Annotated in this window: 13 protein-coding genes, 1 pseudogene and 1 riboswitch; of the genes and pseudogenes, 7 read left to right on the forward strand and 7 right to left on the reverse strand. The window is 64.4% G+C overall.

Going from position 1 to position 14022, the window contains the following annotated elements:
* Positions 1 to 13 precede the first annotated feature (13 nt).
* Together AB7G19_RS30320 and AB7G19_RS30325 are read right to left on the reverse strand one after the other, a co-directional pair.
* Positions 14 to 331 (reverse strand): ArsR/SmtB family transcription factor, encoded by a 318-nt coding sequence (locus AB7G19_RS30320; RefSeq protein ID WP_085402786.1) that lies wholly within the window; start codon positions 329 to 331, stop codon positions 14 to 16.
* A 90-nt stretch (positions 332 to 421) separates the two neighbouring features.
* The gene (locus AB7G19_RS30325; protein ID WP_080586512.1) at positions 422 to 622 is read right to left on the reverse strand and encodes a GDCCVxC domain-containing (seleno)protein; all 201 of its coding nucleotides are present in this window, start codon (positions 620 to 622) and stop codon (positions 422 to 424) included.
* Between the two features lie 98 nt (positions 623 to 720).
* Between AB7G19_RS30325 and AB7G19_RS30330 the strand changes: the two genes are divergently transcribed.
* From AB7G19_RS30330 to arsC, 4 genes and pseudogenes are all read left to right on the forward strand, one after another.
* The gene (locus AB7G19_RS30330; protein WP_063984569.1) at positions 721 to 1083 is read left to right on the forward strand and encodes an ArsR/SmtB family transcription factor; all 363 of its coding nucleotides are present in this window, start codon (positions 721 to 723) and stop codon (positions 1081 to 1083) included.
* Positions 1076 to 1595: pseudogene (locus AB7G19_RS30335) on the forward strand (arsenate reductase ArsC). Before AB7G19_RS30330 ends, AB7G19_RS30335 begins: the two are co-directional and overlap by 8 nt.
* Complete coding sequence (locus tag AB7G19_RS30340) at positions 1595 to 2296, forward strand: aquaporin (protein ID WP_085402720.1); 702 nt, start codon at positions 1595 to 1597, stop codon at positions 2294 to 2296. The pseudogene AB7G19_RS30335 and the gene AB7G19_RS30340 overlap by 1 nt, the downstream one beginning before the upstream one ends.
* The gene (gene arsC / locus AB7G19_RS30345; protein ID WP_071915639.1) at positions 2293 to 2712 is read left to right on the forward strand and encodes an arsenate reductase (glutaredoxin); all 420 of its coding nucleotides are present in this window, start codon (positions 2293 to 2295) and stop codon (positions 2710 to 2712) included. The genes AB7G19_RS30340 and arsC overlap by 4 nt, the downstream gene beginning before the upstream one ends.
* Before the next feature lie 81 nt (positions 2713 to 2793).
* Here the strand turns inward: arsC and AB7G19_RS30350 are convergent, their stop codons facing one another.
* From AB7G19_RS30350 to AB7G19_RS30365, 4 genes are all read right to left on the reverse strand, one after another.
* Positions 2794 to 5964, reverse strand: coding sequence for an efflux RND transporter permease subunit (locus AB7G19_RS30350; protein WP_085402719.1), 3171 nt, complete (start codon positions 5962 to 5964; stop codon positions 2794 to 2796).
* The gene (locus tag AB7G19_RS30355; RefSeq protein WP_085402718.1) at positions 5961 to 7394 is read right to left on the reverse strand and encodes an efflux RND transporter periplasmic adaptor subunit; all 1434 of its coding nucleotides are present in this window, start codon (positions 7392 to 7394) and stop codon (positions 5961 to 5963) included. Before AB7G19_RS30355 ends, AB7G19_RS30350 begins: the two co-directional genes overlap by 4 nt.
* Before the next feature lie 84 nt (positions 7395 to 7478).
* Positions 7479 to 7871: a FixH family protein gene (locus tag AB7G19_RS30360; RefSeq protein WP_085402717.1), complete on the reverse strand. Its 393-nt coding sequence runs from the start codon at positions 7869 to 7871 to the stop codon at positions 7479 to 7481.
* 102 nt (positions 7872 to 7973) lie between these two features.
* Entirely contained in the window at positions 7974 to 8339 is a 366-nt protein-coding gene (locus AB7G19_RS30365) for a hypothetical protein (protein WP_085402716.1), read from the reverse strand.
* A 231-nt stretch (positions 8340 to 8570) separates the two neighbouring features.
* A riboswitch (cobalamin riboswitch) is annotated at positions 8571 to 8778 on the forward strand.
* 200 nt (positions 8779 to 8978) lie between these two features.
* Here AB7G19_RS30365 and AB7G19_RS30370 point away from each other — a divergent pair.
* The 3 genes from AB7G19_RS30370 (at position 8979) to AB7G19_RS30380 (ending at position 13113) form a co-directional block, all read left to right on the forward strand.
* Entirely contained in the window at positions 8979 to 11327 is a 2349-nt protein-coding gene (locus AB7G19_RS30370) for a TonB-dependent receptor (RefSeq protein ID WP_244623169.1), read from the forward strand.
* 138 nt (positions 11328 to 11465) lie between these two features.
* Positions 11466 to 11873 (forward strand): GFA family protein, encoded by a 408-nt coding sequence (locus AB7G19_RS30375; RefSeq protein WP_085402715.1) that lies wholly within the window; start codon positions 11466 to 11468, stop codon positions 11871 to 11873.
* A 160-nt stretch (positions 11874 to 12033) separates the two neighbouring features.
* A complete protein-coding gene (locus AB7G19_RS30380) occupies positions 12034 to 13113 on the forward strand; it encodes a Cj0069 family protein (RefSeq protein WP_085402714.1) in 1080 nt (359 codons plus the stop codon).
* A 22-nt stretch (positions 13114 to 13135) separates the two neighbouring features.
* On the opposite strand, the gene AB7G19_RS30385 is transcribed toward AB7G19_RS30380, so the two are convergent.
* Positions 13136 to 13963, reverse strand: a complete 828-nt coding sequence (locus AB7G19_RS30385) for an MBL fold metallo-hydrolase (protein ID WP_135214853.1) — start codon at positions 13961 to 13963, stop codon at positions 13136 to 13138.
* Positions 13964 to 14022 lie beyond the last annotated feature (59 nt).

Genomic DNA, 14022 nt, shown 5'->3' on the forward strand with positions numbered 1-14022 from the left:
CGGCACAAAAAAATCAGGCCGCCGTCTTGGCATCCTTGCATTCGGTTTCGTCCGCACAGCACTCCGACACCAGGAAATCCACCAGGCCCCGCATCCCGTCGTAGTTCGCGTGGCAGACCAGGGTCGTGGATTCGCGGACCTGACTAATCAGCCCGACCGCAACCAGAGACTTGATGTGATGAGATAGCGTCGATGCCGGGATCTTCAGCTTGTCCTGCAAGCGGCCGACGGGCATGCCCGATCGGCCAGCGCGGACCAGGGCCCGATAGATCTGAAGCCGTGTCCGGTTACCCAGGGCTTCCAAGCGTGCTGCTGCGTCGTCGATCTTCATGACCATAAGATGCGCCGATCCGCCCTCGCCGTCAACCATATTTCTAGAATATTGGAAATATGGGAGAGACCGCCCCCCGGCGGGGCGGCTTCAGCAGCACTTTCCGTTCTGCTGGATCGGCGGACAAGGGACCGATCCGTACGAACAGAAGACGCAGCAATCGCCGCTCGTCGGCTTGAGCCGGGTCCCGCATCCCTTGCAATCGTAGAAGAACTGACAGGCGTCGGTCGGCATGGTTTCGGCTGACGCGTGATGACAGACCGGACACGTAATGACCGATTGGGTTTGCATTGCCGGCTTTCCTCGATCGCAAGACAGGATGCATTCTAAACGCGCCCAGTTCGGAAATTCAATTGACGCTTTATCATCATTTCTATAAATCTGGATATATGGAAACTGAAGAAGCAGTCCTCGCGCTCGCTGCCCTGTCACAATCGACCCGTCTGGAGGCCTTCCGGACGCTGGTCCGACACGAGCCCGATGGCCTTGCGGCCGGCGACCTCGCACGTCTGCTGGAAGTCCCCCCGAATACGCTTTCGGCTCATCTCTCGATCCTGACGCGTGCCCGCCTCGTCACCTCCGAGCGACACAGCCGTTCGATCGTCTATCGCGCCAACCTTGCGGAGTTCAGGGACGTCGCGGTTTTCCTGCTTCGGGATTGCTGCGGCGGCCGGCCCGAGGTTTGCGAACCGGTCGTCGAGAGCCTTCAAGCCTGCTGCTCGCCAAAGCGAAAGGAGCGAAGCCGTGCCTGACCAGATGTACAATGTTTTGTTCCTGTGCACCGGCAATTCGGCGCGCTCGGTCCTCGCCGAGTCGATCCTTCGCAAGGACGGAGCCGCCCGCTTTCAGTCCTTCTCCGCCGGCAGCACCGACGGTCCACCCGCTCGCGCTGCGCACGCTGGAAAGCATGGACTACCCCGCCGACGGAATGCGCTCGAAGAGCTGGCTGGAGTTCGCCGCTTCCGATGCGCCGGTGATGGATTTCGTCTTCACCGTTTGTGACGATGCGGCCGGTGAATCCTGCCCCATCTGGCCGGGACAGCCGATGACCGCACATTGGGGTATCGAGGACCCCGCCGCAGCCGAAGGTACCGATCTGGAGAAACAGGCAGCGTTAGTCACCGCATTCCGCTACCTCAAGAATCGGATCGACACCTTTGTGAGCCTGCCGCTCAGGAGCATCGACAAGCTCTCCCTCGGCACCAAGCTGCGCGAGATCGGACGCTCCCAGGGCGCAACACATTCAACGCCGAAGGCCGGCTGATGGACAATTTCGATCTTCCACGGCGCCTCGCAGCCGAAGCGCTCGGCACCGGCATTCTCGTCGCCACCGTCGTCGGCTCCGGCATCATGGCCGAGACGCTGACCAAGGACGTGGCGCTGGCGCTTCTGTGCAATACCCTGCCGACCGGAGCCATTCTGGTTGTCCTGATCACCGTGCTCGGTCCGATCTCCGGCGCGCATTTCAATCCCGCGGTGACCCTCGTCTTCGCCGGCAAGCGCGAGCTTCCGGTCAACGAAGCCGTGCTCTACGCGGTCGCGCAGATCGCCGGCGGCATCGCGGGAACGATGGCCGCGCATCTGATGTTCGGACTTCCCCTGCTCGATCTCTCGACGAAGGTTCGAACGGGCGGGCCGCAATGGTTCGCCGAAGCGGTCGCCGCCTTCGGTCTGGTCGCGACGATCCTGGCCGGCATCCGATTTCAGCGGACCGCGGTTCCCTGGCTGGTGGGCCTCTACATCACGGCAGCCTATTGGTTCACGGCCTCCACGTCGTTTGCAAATCCGGCGGTGGCCATCGCGCGGTCGCTGACGAACACGTTCTCGGGCATTCGTCCGACCGACCTGCCCGGATTCATCCTTGCGGAGCTCTGCGGAGCATTCGCCGGCATGCTGTTGATGAACTGGCTGCTCGGACAGTCGAAGTCGCGCGGCCCTGTCCCAATTGCGGAGACGACCCGATGAACGTTACGATCTACCACAACCCCGATTGCGGCACCTCGCGCAACACGCTGGCGATGATCCGGCAGAGCGGCGCGGAGCCCACTGTCATCGAATATCTCAAGACCCCGCCATCGCGCGAGACGCTCAAGCAGCTGATTGCAGCGATGGGCATTCCGGTTCGCGCATTGCTGCGCGAGAAGGGCACGCCGTACAAGGAACTCGGCCTCGCCGACCCCAAATGGACCGACGACCAGTTGATCGACCAGATGCTCGCGCATCCCATTCTCATCAACCGCCCGATCGTCGTGACCTCGAAGGGCACGCGCTTGTGCCGCCCTTCCGAAGCCGTCGTCGATCTCCTCGACAATCCGGTCGGCCGGTTCACGAAGGAAGATGGCGAGGTGGTCGAAGCGCGCCAGGCAACTCACCGCCCCTAACGCTCCTCAGTCGAAATCCGCCGCGGTTTTTTTTCACGCCGGAGCGGCGGTCGCCATGAAAGACGATCTCCGCTGGCCCGCCTATTCGGCGGCTTGCGACGCGCGCACGGTCCATTCGTCGGCAGGAGCCGATCGCTCGCCCGATGGAAGCCCCCGTCCCTTCACCAAGCCGAAAATTGCGGGGATCACGACCAGCGTCAGCAGTGTCGATGACGTCATGCCGCCGATCATCGGCACCGCAATGCGCTGCATGATCTCCGATCCGGCCCCGGTGCTCCACATGATCGGCAGCAGACCGGCCATGATGGCAACCACCGTCATCATCTTGGGCCGCACGCGCTCGACCGCGCCCACCATGATGGCGTCGTGGAGATCCCGGCGCGTCAGTGGCCTCCCTTCGGCGCTGCACCTGGCTTTCACCTCGGCCAGCGCATGGTCAAGGTAGATCAGCATGACGACACCCGTCTCGGCGGCGACGCCTGCGAGCGCGATGAAGCCGACCGCGACGGCGACGGACAGGTTGAAGCCGAGCCACCACATCATCCAGATGCCGCCGACCAGCGCGAACGGCAGTGACAGCATCACGATCAGGGTCTCGGTCATCGCCCGGAAGTTCAGGTACAGCAGCAGGAAGATGATCGTGAGCGTCACGGGCACGACGATCTTCAGACGGGCGGCGGCGCGCTGCAGATATTCGTACTGGCCGCTCCACACGACGTAGGTGCCGGCGGGAAACCGGATGCTCTCCGTCACGGCGCGTTGCGCGTCAGCGACGTAGCTTCCGATGTCGCGATCCCGGATGTCGACGTAAATGTAGGTCGCAAGCTGGCCGTTCTCCGTCCGGATCGACGTCGGCCCGCGCGCGGGCTCGACCTTCGCCACCTCGCCGAGCGGCACGGCGCCGCCCGACGGCATCGGCACCAGGATGTCGCTGGCGATGGCCTTGGGGTTGTCGCGAAGGTCGCGCGGATAGCGCATGTTCACGGTGAACCGCTGCCGTCCCTCCACGGTCGTCGTGACCGTCTGACCGCCGAGCGCGGCCGCGATGGTGTCCTGGACGTCCTGGATCAGGATGCCGTAACGGGCGAGCGCCTCACGGTCGGGAACGATCTCGAGATAATAGCCGCCGATGCCGCGCTCGGCGTAGGCCGACGAGGTGCCGGGTACGGTCTTGATGACGCGTTCGATCTGCTTCGCGAGTTGGTCGATCTCGGCGAGGTCATTGCCCATGACCTTGACGCCGACCGGCGTGCGGATTCCGGTCGAGAGCATGTCGATACGTGCCTTGATCGGCATGGTCCAGGCATTGGAGACACCCGGAAACTGCAACGCCTTGTCCATCTCGGCGATGAGACTGTCGACGGTTACGCCGGAACGCCACTGCTCCTTCGGCTTCAGGTTGACGATCGTCTCAAACATCTCGGTCGGAGCGGGATCGGTCGCAGTAGCGGCTCGTCCCGCCTTGCCGTAGACCGAAGCGACCTCCGGAAACGACTTGATGATGCGGTCCTGCATCTGCATCAGCTCGGCCGCCTTGGTGACCGAAATGCCGGGCAGCGTCGTTGGCATGTAGAGCAGCGTTCCCTCGTTCAGCGCCGGCATGAACTCGGTGCCAAGCTGGCGCGCCGGCCAGATCGTCACCGCAAGCACGACGAGCGAAGCCAGGATGACCAGCGTCTTGGCGCGCAGAACCCCCTTGATCACGGGACGGTAGATCCAGATCAGGACGCGATTGATGACGTTCCTGCTCTCGGGGACGATCCTGCCGCGGACGAAGATCACCATCAGCGCCGGCACCAGGGTGACGGACAGCAACGCCGCGGCGGCCATCGAGAAGGTCTTCGTGAACGCCAGCGGGCTGAACAATCGGCCCTCCTGCGATTCCAGCGTGAAGATCGGCATGAACGACACGGTGATGATCAACAGGCTGAAGAAGAGCGCGGGGCCGACTTCGGATGCCGCGTCGATCAGAACCTGCACGCGCGACTGATCGGGCCTCGCCCGTTCCAGGTGCTTGTGTGCGTTCTCGATCATGACGATGGCGGCGTCCACCATGGCGCCGATCGCAATCGCGATACCGCCGAGGCTCATGATGTTCGACCCCAGCCCGAGCAGCTTCATGGCGCCAAACGCCATCAACACGCCGACCGGCAACATCAGGATCGCGACGAGTGCGCTGCGGACATGCAGAAGGAACACGATGCAGACGAGCCCGACGACGATGCTCTCCTCGAACAGGGTATGCTTGAGGGTATCGATGGCCGCGTAGATCAGGTTCGACCGGTCGTAGACCGGCACGATCTCGACCGATTTCGGCAGGCTGCTCGCGATCTCCCTGAAGCGCTTCTTGACGTTTTCGATGACGTCGAGGGCATTGACGCCGAACCGCTGCAGCACGATGCCGCTCGCAACCTCGCCCTCGCCATTCAATTCGGCGATGCCGCGCCGCTCGTCGGGCCCGAGCTCGACGCTGGCGACGTCCCGCAACAACACCGGCGTGCCGTTGCTCGTCTTCAGCACGATGTTGCCGAGATCGTTGATGCTCTTGATGTAGCCCTTGCCGCGGATGACGTATTCGAACTCGGAGAGCTCGACGGTGCGGCCGCCGACGTCGGCGTTGCTGGCGCGGATCGCCTCACGTATTTTCTGCATGCTGATGCCGCGGTCGCGCATCCGCTGCGGGTCGAGGACCACGTTGTACTGCTTGACGAAGCCGCCGACGCTGGCGACCTCGGCGACGCCTTCGGCCTTGGCCAGCGCGAATTTCAGATTCCAGTCCTGGATCGTGCGCGTGTCCGCCAGGTTCAATTCCTTCGATACCACGGCGTATTGGTAGACCCAGCCGACGCCGGTCGCGTCGGGTCCGATGGTCGGGGTGACGCCGGCGGGAAGCCTGGACGCCGCGCCGTTCAGGAATTCCATGACGCGCGACCTCGCCCAATAGATGTCGGTGCCGTCCTCGAAGATCACGTAGACGAAGGAAACGCCGAAGAACGAGAAGCCGCGTACGACCTTCGATTTCGGCACCGTGAGCATCGCCGTCGTCAGCGGATAGGTGACCTGATCCTCGATCACCTGCGGCGCCTGGCCGGGATACTCGGTGTAGACGATGACCTGCGTATCCGAGAGATCCGGGATCGCATCCAGCGGAAGGTGAACCAGGGCATAGAGGCCGGCGGCGGCCGCGAAGCCGGTCCCGAACAGCACGAGCAGCAGATTGCGCGCCGACCAGGCGATGATGCGGGCGATCATTTGTGATCTCCCGTTGCATTGCCAGGGCCGGCGTCGGTGGCCTGGGATGCCGCCTCGCCAAACCCCTTCAGCGCCGCCTTCAGGTTGCTTTCCGCATCGATCAGGAAGTTGGCGGAGGTCACCACCGCCTCGCCGTCCGCGAGACCATGGCGCACCTCGACATAGCCGCCGCCGCGACGGCCGAGCTTGACTTCCCGCGGTTCGAAACGCCCTTCCCCCTTGTCGACGAGGACGGCCTGCCGGCTGCCGGTGTCGAGCACCGCGCTGTCCTGTATCGCCAGGACGGGCGCGGCATCGGCCGTGTCGATATCGGCATCGACGTACATGTCGGGCAGCAGCACCGCGTCCGGATTGGCAAGCTCGATCCTGATGCGAACGGTTCGCGTGTCGCGGTTCACCTGCGGATAGACGACGGCGATTGTCCCGGTGAAGGTTCGGCCGGGGAAACTGCGCGCGCGCACCGCGACTGACTGCCCCACCGCGATGTTGCCGAGATCGCGCTCGGCCACGTCGACCAGCGCCCAGACCACCGAGGTGTCCGCGATCCGGAACAGGACGTCGCCGGGATTGGCCCGCATGCCTTCGATCGCGTTGCGTTCGAGCACGACCCCGTCGCGCGACGCAGACCAGCGTATGGCCACGGGCGCGGTGTGCGTCTTGTCCATCTCCGCGATGACGGACTCGGGAACGTCGAGATTGACCAGCCGCTGCCGCGAGCCGCGGCCGTACATCTCGACACCGCCGACCGTCCTGGAGGTGATCGTCGCGAGATATTCCGCCGCCGCGGACGCCACCGCCGAACTGTAGATTTCCATCAGCGGCTGGCCGGCCTTCACGCGCGTGCCGGTCGTCACGTCGGCGACCTTCTGCACGAAGCTCTCGGCGCGCATCGCGATCACCGACACGCGGCGTTCATCGAGCTGGATCGTGCCGGGCGCCTTCACCGAGACCCGGATCGGGCGCCGCGCGACGGGCTCGGACTTCACGCCCGCGCGCTGGATCTTGCCGGGCGACAGCTTCACCGTGCCGTCGTCGGTGTCGTCGCCTTCGTAAACGGCGACATAGTCCATCCCCATCGGATCCTTCTTTGGGACGGGCGACGTGTCGGGCAGCCCCATCGGATTGCGGTAGTAGAGGATTTTTCGCGGCGAAGCCGCTTGCGCCTTCGGTAGCGCCGGCGCGACGGCCGCTCCATCGTCGTCGTAGACCGGCACATAGTCCCGCCCGCGGTCGTCCTTCTTCTGACCCGCAGACCAGAGCGGCGCACCGCTTGGATCGCGGTAGTAAAGCGGCGTTCGCTCCGCGCCAGCCGCAGCCGATGATATGTCGGCCTCAGCGAGCCAGCCCGCACCGTTCGAATGCCAGTAGTAGCCGGCCAGGACCAGGCCACCGCCCAGCGCAAGAGCCGTCAGGAGACGCAGCGTTTTCATATGGTGTATCCGCGCGCCCGGGAGCGCGCGTCCGTGTGAAGGAAAAAGGGGAATGTCGGGCGCCGCCGGGCAGCGCCCGAACGCTCACTTGACCGCCGTGACGATCACCTTGCCGGTGACGGTCTCCGGTTCGCCCTGCACCTTCACGGACAGCGTCATCTGGTAGCGTCCAGCCATCGGCAGGTCCGTCTTGAAGGCGTACACACCCGGCTCCCTGGACGGCAGCGGCGCGACCGCCGATTCCATCTCGGCCATCCCGTCCGGGGCCATGTCGAGGCGGCTTTTGAAGATGACTGCGTCCGGTATCGGCTTGCCGGTCTGCTTGTTCGTCAGGCGAACGGCGAGCGTGACGTCTTCGCCCTTCTTCATCTGCGGAGTGACGGGCTCGAAGGCGTAGTCGCCCGCGCCCGCCATCGCGGCGGAAGCGGCAAGCGAAAGGGTGGCGGCGAGAGCCGCGGTGCTGATTTTGGAAAGCATTGTCCTGTCCTCATGAATTGATCTTTCGCCGTGGCGCGTGAAGCGCGCACGTCAGTCGTCGTCGCGAGCAGGCACGCCGCTCGCGTCTCGGGCTTTGCGAGATCAGATTCGAGGAGGTCGGAAAGGAGGACTGCCGCCGCGGAAGGAAACGACCTGATCCGGGGGAATAGCCATCGTGCTGGCCATGACGGCGAGACGTTCGAACGCCACGGGCCTGACATCACCGAGCGCGATGATCCCACCGACGCAGCAGAAGCCCATCCCGCACTTGTAGCCGCCGCTATGGGAGCCCGTTCCCTTCATGTCGGGACAACAATCGTCCATCGACATGTCGGCGTCGCCGCTCATGTGCATGGCCGTCTGCATGCCATCCGACGACATTGCGAGGTTCGCCGCGGACGCGCCAACCGGCAGCATCGCCAAGGATATGGCGATGGCGACTGCCAGGATGGTACGGACGAACTGCATCAATATCGACTTACCTTGTCGGGCCGGAACTCGGCCTCAGTAGCATACTCGGACACCAAAGGCAGTTATTGATCGTGGTCAAGCGTTCGTTACCCAGGCTCGTCCGGAGGCCGGGTTGGACGTTTCGACGCGGTCCTTCGGACTATCGTGCAAAACAGCAACACAAGGCCACCATCGACCGACCGGCCCGTCCAGCAGCCCGCGCGGATGTTGACGCGCTCATCCCCTGATGCCAGTTTCGTGATCGGTAGTGTCCGCAAGGACTCTTCAAGGGAATGCGGTGCGTCCACCTCAGTGGGCAATTCCGCGGCTGCCCCCGCAACTGTAGGCGGATAGCCGACGACCAAACGAACCACTGGAGCCCCGCTTGGGCCTCTGGGAAGGTGGTCGAAGGCGATGACCCGCGAGCCAGGAAACCTGCTACCAGCCATGGTCACGCGCGAACGCATTGGGCGGGGTGCCCTGATGTCGGACAAGTAGCCGGTGCATCCGCCGCCTGGGGCGAAGGTGGATGACTAAGGCAACCGCGGTGACGGTTTGTTTGCGTCGCCGCAGAGCGTTGTCGTGCAAAATCTTCATTTCCGTGCTGGCGCAAGGCCAGCGTTATCGCGTGCTTTCCTGATTACTCTGCTCTCGTCGGTGTCCTTGTCGTCCGCGGCGCTCGCGCAAAGCGCGGCGCAGGACAACCGCTCCCGGGAGGTCGGCCCGGTGATCGTGTCGCCGCCTGCGCCGCGACAGGCTCCTGCCGTCAGCCCCGGCACTCAGAAGCAGCGCGCGGCCCGGCGCGCCGCGGGACGCAATCGTGGCGCCCCTGCTGTCGCCGTTCCGGCCGCGCAAGCTCCGAGCGGGCCGGTACAGACGCCGCTCAATACGGCAGCCGTCACCGACGTCGGCTCCCGGCTCGGCATCACGGCGCGCGAGATGCCGGCGACCGTCGAGGTCATCGGTCAACAGACGATGCAGAACCTGGGCATCCGGACCACGACCGACGTCGCCAAGGCTGCAGTCGGCGTCACCGGCGGCGATGCGCCCGGCGCGCCCGCCATCTTCTCGATGCGTGGCTTTTCCGGCGACCAGATCTCCACGCTCTACAACGGAATCCCGATCGGGCCGTCGACCATGACCGGCCGTCCCATGGACGTGGCTGGTCTCCAGCAGGTCGAGATCATCAAGGGACCGGACTCGCTGGTGGCGGGCCTCGGTGCGACCGGCGGCGCCATCAACTACGTGAACAAGGCGCCGCACACCGGACCAATCGTCAACGACGCCTTCACTTCCTACGATTCCTTCAACGGCTATCGCGCCGGTTACGGATCGGGCGGCAGCACGCTGATCAACGGCCTCGACTACCGCTTCGACATCAGCCATTTCAACAACAAGGGCTTTATCGACGACACCTATTCGAAGCTCAGCAACGTCTCGGGCCAGCTGAACTATCGCGTCAACGAGAACCTGAGGATCTGGGGCGCGACCGAATACAGGCAGGACAACGACCGCTTCTACTGGGGGACGCCGCTGGTGCCGGCGAACGCGCCGGGCATCGTGCCGACGTATGGCGTCGTCTCCGGCCTCTGGAGCAACTATTACCTCGGCGGCGGCACGCCGGTCCCGGTCACCATCGACGCGCGCACGCTGACCACGAACTACAACGTGCTCGACAATCACAGCGGCGCCAACGAGCTCTGGCTGCGCAGCGGCTTTCAATGGGACATCACCAACAACATCTCGCTGAAGAGCCTGGTCTATGGCTATGACGCCCACCGGCACTGGTTCAACAACGAGATCTCGTCGTTTGACCAGACCGTAGGCAATTTCGCAGGCGCGCAGAGCATCTACCGCGAGCGCCTGGCGCTCGATCACGCGCAGCGGCTCTACGGCAACATCACCGACCTCACCGTCAATTCCAATCTCGGCGGAATGGACAATCGCTTCGTCGCCACCGTGGCGGCGAGCAGCAACCAGTTCAACGTCTCGCAGGACACGCTGTTCTTCAATGACTACGTCGACCTCCTCAATCCGGACCGCGGCCTCTACGGCCCGCGCAGCGACGAGAAGATCTACACCCATCTCGACACCGCCTCGCTGTCGTTCGAGGACCGGCTCAAGCTGACCTCGACCTTTGCGCTGATCGGCGGCATCCGTTTTGAGAATATCGAGCTGTCGCGGACCCGCTTCGACGAGAATGGCCTCCTGAAAGCCAACTATCCTTTCTCGAAGACGTTCAATCCGGTCACCGGACGCATCGGCTACACCTGGGACATCGCGCCCGGCGTGATGCTTTACAGCCAGTACGCGACGGCAGCCGACCCGACGGTGGCGAACATCTTCATCCTCAGGCCCACGACGCCGCTGCTGCTCACGACGTCGCGGACCTACGAGACCGGCGTGAAGCTGCTGTCGGCCGACAGGCGCGCGGAGGCCACGTTCTCGGCCTTCGACATCGAGCGCAAGAACGTCTACGTCCCCGAAAGCGGCATCCTCTTCAACGTCGCCGGCAAGATGGCCTCCAAGGGCGTCGAGATCGCCGCCGCGGTCAATCCGGTCGCGGGCCTGAAACTATGGGGCAACGTCGCCTTCGTGCAGTCGCGCTTCATCGACTTCACCTATGTCGACGGCAATGGCGACTTCCAGTCCTATTCGGGCAAGACGCCGCCCAACGTTCCCAACTTCATCGCCAACGCCGGCGCCTCCTATCGCTTCGACACGAAGCTGCCGGTCGAGATCGGCGGCCTCGTCCGTCACGTCGGCGACCGCTTCAACTTCCAGGACAATCTGGTCACGATGGACGCCTACACGATCTTCGACGCATACGCGTTCGTCGATATTCCAAAAGCCTATTTCCCGGGCGTCGACCAGACCCGGATCAGCTTTCGCGTGAGGAACCTGACCAACAAGCTCTACGCGGCCTGGGGCGATCCGGGTTACACCGACCAGATCATCCTGGGCGCGCCGCGCAGCTACGAGATCGCGGCTTCGTTCAAGTGGTAGTCGCGGATCACCTCGCCCGCGCCGTGGCAGGAGTTGTCACGCGACAGTAGGACGCAATCGCAAATCGATTGCGCCGTTGAAGCCGCAGGTCTCGAGAGCTATCGATCAACGAGACCTGTCTTCCATCGGGAGGAACGCATGAGCACCATCACCGGCGGTTGTCACTGCGGCGCGATCCGCTATCAGGTCGAGGGCGAAGCGATCGTGCACGCGCTGTGTCACTGCCGCGATTGCAGGCTTCACGCGGGCGCTCCCGTCGTCGGCTGGACGATGTACGCGGACGATGCCGTCAAGGTGACCAAGGGCGAGCCCAAGGTGTATCACTCCTCGGAAAATGCCCGGCGGCACTTTTGCGGCGACTGCGGAACCGGCCTGTTTTATGTCAATGCCGACATGTTGCCCGGGGTCATCGACGTCCAGAGCGCGACCTACGACGATCCCGATGCCGTACCGGCGACGATGCACATCCAGGTCGCAGAGCGCCTTCGATGGATGGAGCGCGCGCACGAACTGCCGACATTCGACCGCTATCCTCCGCCACCGTAGCGGCGCGCGCGAAGCGTTCGCCGTCTAGATGGAACCGCACAAGCACCATCTTGCAACGACCGGACGATTTCACGTACATTCATCGGCGTGGGGACGAAGCAGACTCCCCGTGAGACCTCGGTCCAAGCTCTGCGCAGCACGCCATTCGTGGAGCTTGCGCATGGATACCGAACGCCACCCTCCTCTCCGCCATACCGTTGCCATCCTCTCCCGCGGCGATGCAGCCGCGCGCCGGGACGCGACGGCGCAAAACAGCCGCTTCGTTCGCGTTTTCGAAGCACTCGCCGCGGTCGGCATCGAAGCCCGGCCGGTGATCTACGACGAGATTTTCGCCGACGCCGCGCGCGATCAACTGCTCGCCGTCGATGGCGTGCTCGTCTGGGTCGATCCGATCCATCAAGGCAAGACGCGCGAGGCCCTCGACCCGCTGCTTCGCGACGTTGCGGCGCAAGGGCCGTGGGTAAGCGCCCATCCCGACGTGATCCTGAAGATGGGCGTCAAGGACGTGCTCTACCGAACGCGTCACCTCGGCTGGGGAGCCGACACGCACCGCTATGACACCGCCGCAAGCTTCCGCGCCGAATTTCCTTCGCGCCTTCAGGCGAATGGTCCGCGCGTGCTCAAGCAAAATCGCGGCAATGGTGGCCAGGGGGTGTGGAAGGTGGAGGCCCTGCCCAACGTGGACGCCATGGTTCGCGTGCTGCATGCCCAACGCGGCAGTCTACCCGAGGACATTCCGCTCGATGCCTTGCTCGCCCGCTGCGAACCGTATTTCGGATGGGGCGGCTGCATCATCGACCAGGCGTTCCAACCCCGCCTACCCGACGGCATGATCCGCTGCTACATGAGCGGCGCCAAGGTCGCGGGCTTCGGGCATCAATTGATCAAGGCCCTGATCCCGCCGCCGCCGGAAGGCCCCGACGCACCCGAGGCTCAGCCGGGCCCACGGATCATGCACGGACCCGCTGCTTCGCAATTCCAGGCGCTCCGAAGAGCGATGGAGGACGAATGGACGCCGCAGCTGATGGGCACGCTCGGCATCGACGAGCCGTCGCTGCCGGTGATCTGGGACGCCGACTTCCTGTACGGGCCCCGCGACGCCGCCGGCACCGACACCTACGTCCTGTGCGAAATCAACGCGAGCTCATGCTTCGCGATTCCCGACGACGCGCCGGCGGCAATCGCCCGAACGGTGAAGCACCGCCTGCTCCGGACTCAAGCAGTGCGTTCGGGCGTATAACCGGCGGCCTGGCTTCGACACCCTAATGCGCAGCGCAGCGGCAGCTTTCATAGGCGACGGGATCGTGGCTATTGACGATGCTCACGCGGTCGCCGTGGTTGAGCTTCAGCGCGCGCAGCCGCGCCTGGTTGGCGATCCGCATCTTGCGATCCATGTCGCCGCGGCGCTGGAAATAACCCAGCATCAACGGCACGCGCGGCGATGGGTCGAGCTGGGCGTGGTGGAAATAGCTGTCGCCGGCATGCAACAGCCATTTGTCACCTGATCGCACCGCGATGCCGCAATGGCCGAGCGTGTGGCCGGCGAGCGGGATCATCAGGATGTCGGCTTCCTTGTCGCCGAGCGCGCGCACGCCCTTGAAGCCGAACCAGTCCTGGCCGGCCTCGCCATAGAAGGTCCAGCCCGGCCCATGGCTCCACTGCCCCGTGACATAGCGCCCTTCGGGCGGCGCGGGCTTGCGTAGCACCGCCATGTCGTATTCGGCGCGGTGGACGTGGATCGCGGCATGGGGAAAGTCCGGCACGCCGCCGGCGTGGTCGCGGTCGAGATGCGTCAGGAGCACGTGGCGCACATCGCCGGGTGAGTAGCCGAGCGCCTTCACCTGCTCGACCGCCGTCTCCGCCGGGTCCAGCCTCGGCGCGGTCTGGCGCAGCCATCGGCCACCCAGCCGATTGGGCGTTGCGATATCGCCGAGACCGATGCCGGTGTCGACCAGAGCGAGTCCGTCCCTCGTCTCGACCAGCAGGCAATGGCAGACCAGGCGGGCGCGCTGGAACAGGCCGCCGGTGCCGTTCACAAGGCGGCGGCCCATGGGGCACATCGTGCCGGTGTTGAGGTGGTGGATCTTCATGGCGCTTCCCTGCCTGTTGTGAGCAGGGCGCTGCTTGCCACCGGGCAATCCATAAGTAA

It is taken from the genome of Bradyrhizobium sp. 215_C5_N1_1 (assembly GCF_052075935.1).
In the GTDB taxonomy this organism is placed as follows: Bacteria; Pseudomonadota; Alphaproteobacteria; order Rhizobiales; family Xanthobacteraceae; genus Bradyrhizobium; species Bradyrhizobium barranii.

Coding starts and splice junctions, on each gene's coding strand:
- AB7G19_RS30325 (WP_080586512.1), bottom strand. CDS start 622: ATGCAAACCCAATCGGTCATTACGTGTCCGGTCTGTCATCACGCGTCA.
- AB7G19_RS30340 (WP_085402720.1), top strand. CDS start 1,595: ATGGACAATTTCGATCTTCCACGGCGCCTCGCAGCCGAAGCGCTCGGC.
- AB7G19_RS30360 (WP_085402717.1), bottom strand. CDS start 7,871: ATGCTTTCCAAAATCAGCACCGCGGCTCTCGCCGCCACCCTTTCGCTT.
- AB7G19_RS30385 (WP_135214853.1), bottom strand. CDS start 13,963: ATGAAGATCCACCACCTCAACACCGGCACGATGTGCCCCATGGGCCGC.
- arsC (WP_071915639.1), top strand. CDS start 2,293: ATGAACGTTACGATCTACCACAACCCCGATTGCGGCACCTCGCGCAAC.
- AB7G19_RS30320 (WP_085402786.1), bottom strand. CDS start 331: ATGAAGATCGACGACGCAGCAGCACGCTTGGAAGCCCTGGGTAACCGG.
- AB7G19_RS30350 (WP_085402719.1), bottom strand. CDS start 5,964: ATGATCGCCCGCATCATCGCCTGGTCGGCGCGCAATCTGCTGCTCGTG.
- AB7G19_RS30365 (WP_085402716.1), bottom strand. CDS start 8,339: ATGCAGTTCGTCCGTACCATCCTGGCAGTCGCCATCGCCATATCCTTG.
- AB7G19_RS30330 (WP_063984569.1), top strand. CDS start 721: ATGGAAACTGAAGAAGCAGTCCTCGCGCTCGCTGCCCTGTCACAATCG.
- AB7G19_RS30355 (WP_085402718.1), bottom strand. CDS start 7,394: ATGAAAACGCTGCGTCTCCTGACGGCTCTTGCGCTGGGCGGTGGCCTG.
- AB7G19_RS30375 (WP_085402715.1), top strand. CDS start 11,466: ATGAGCACCATCACCGGCGGTTGTCACTGCGGCGCGATCCGCTATCAG.
- AB7G19_RS30380 (WP_085402714.1), top strand. CDS start 12,034: ATGGATACCGAACGCCACCCTCCTCTCCGCCATACCGTTGCCATCCTC.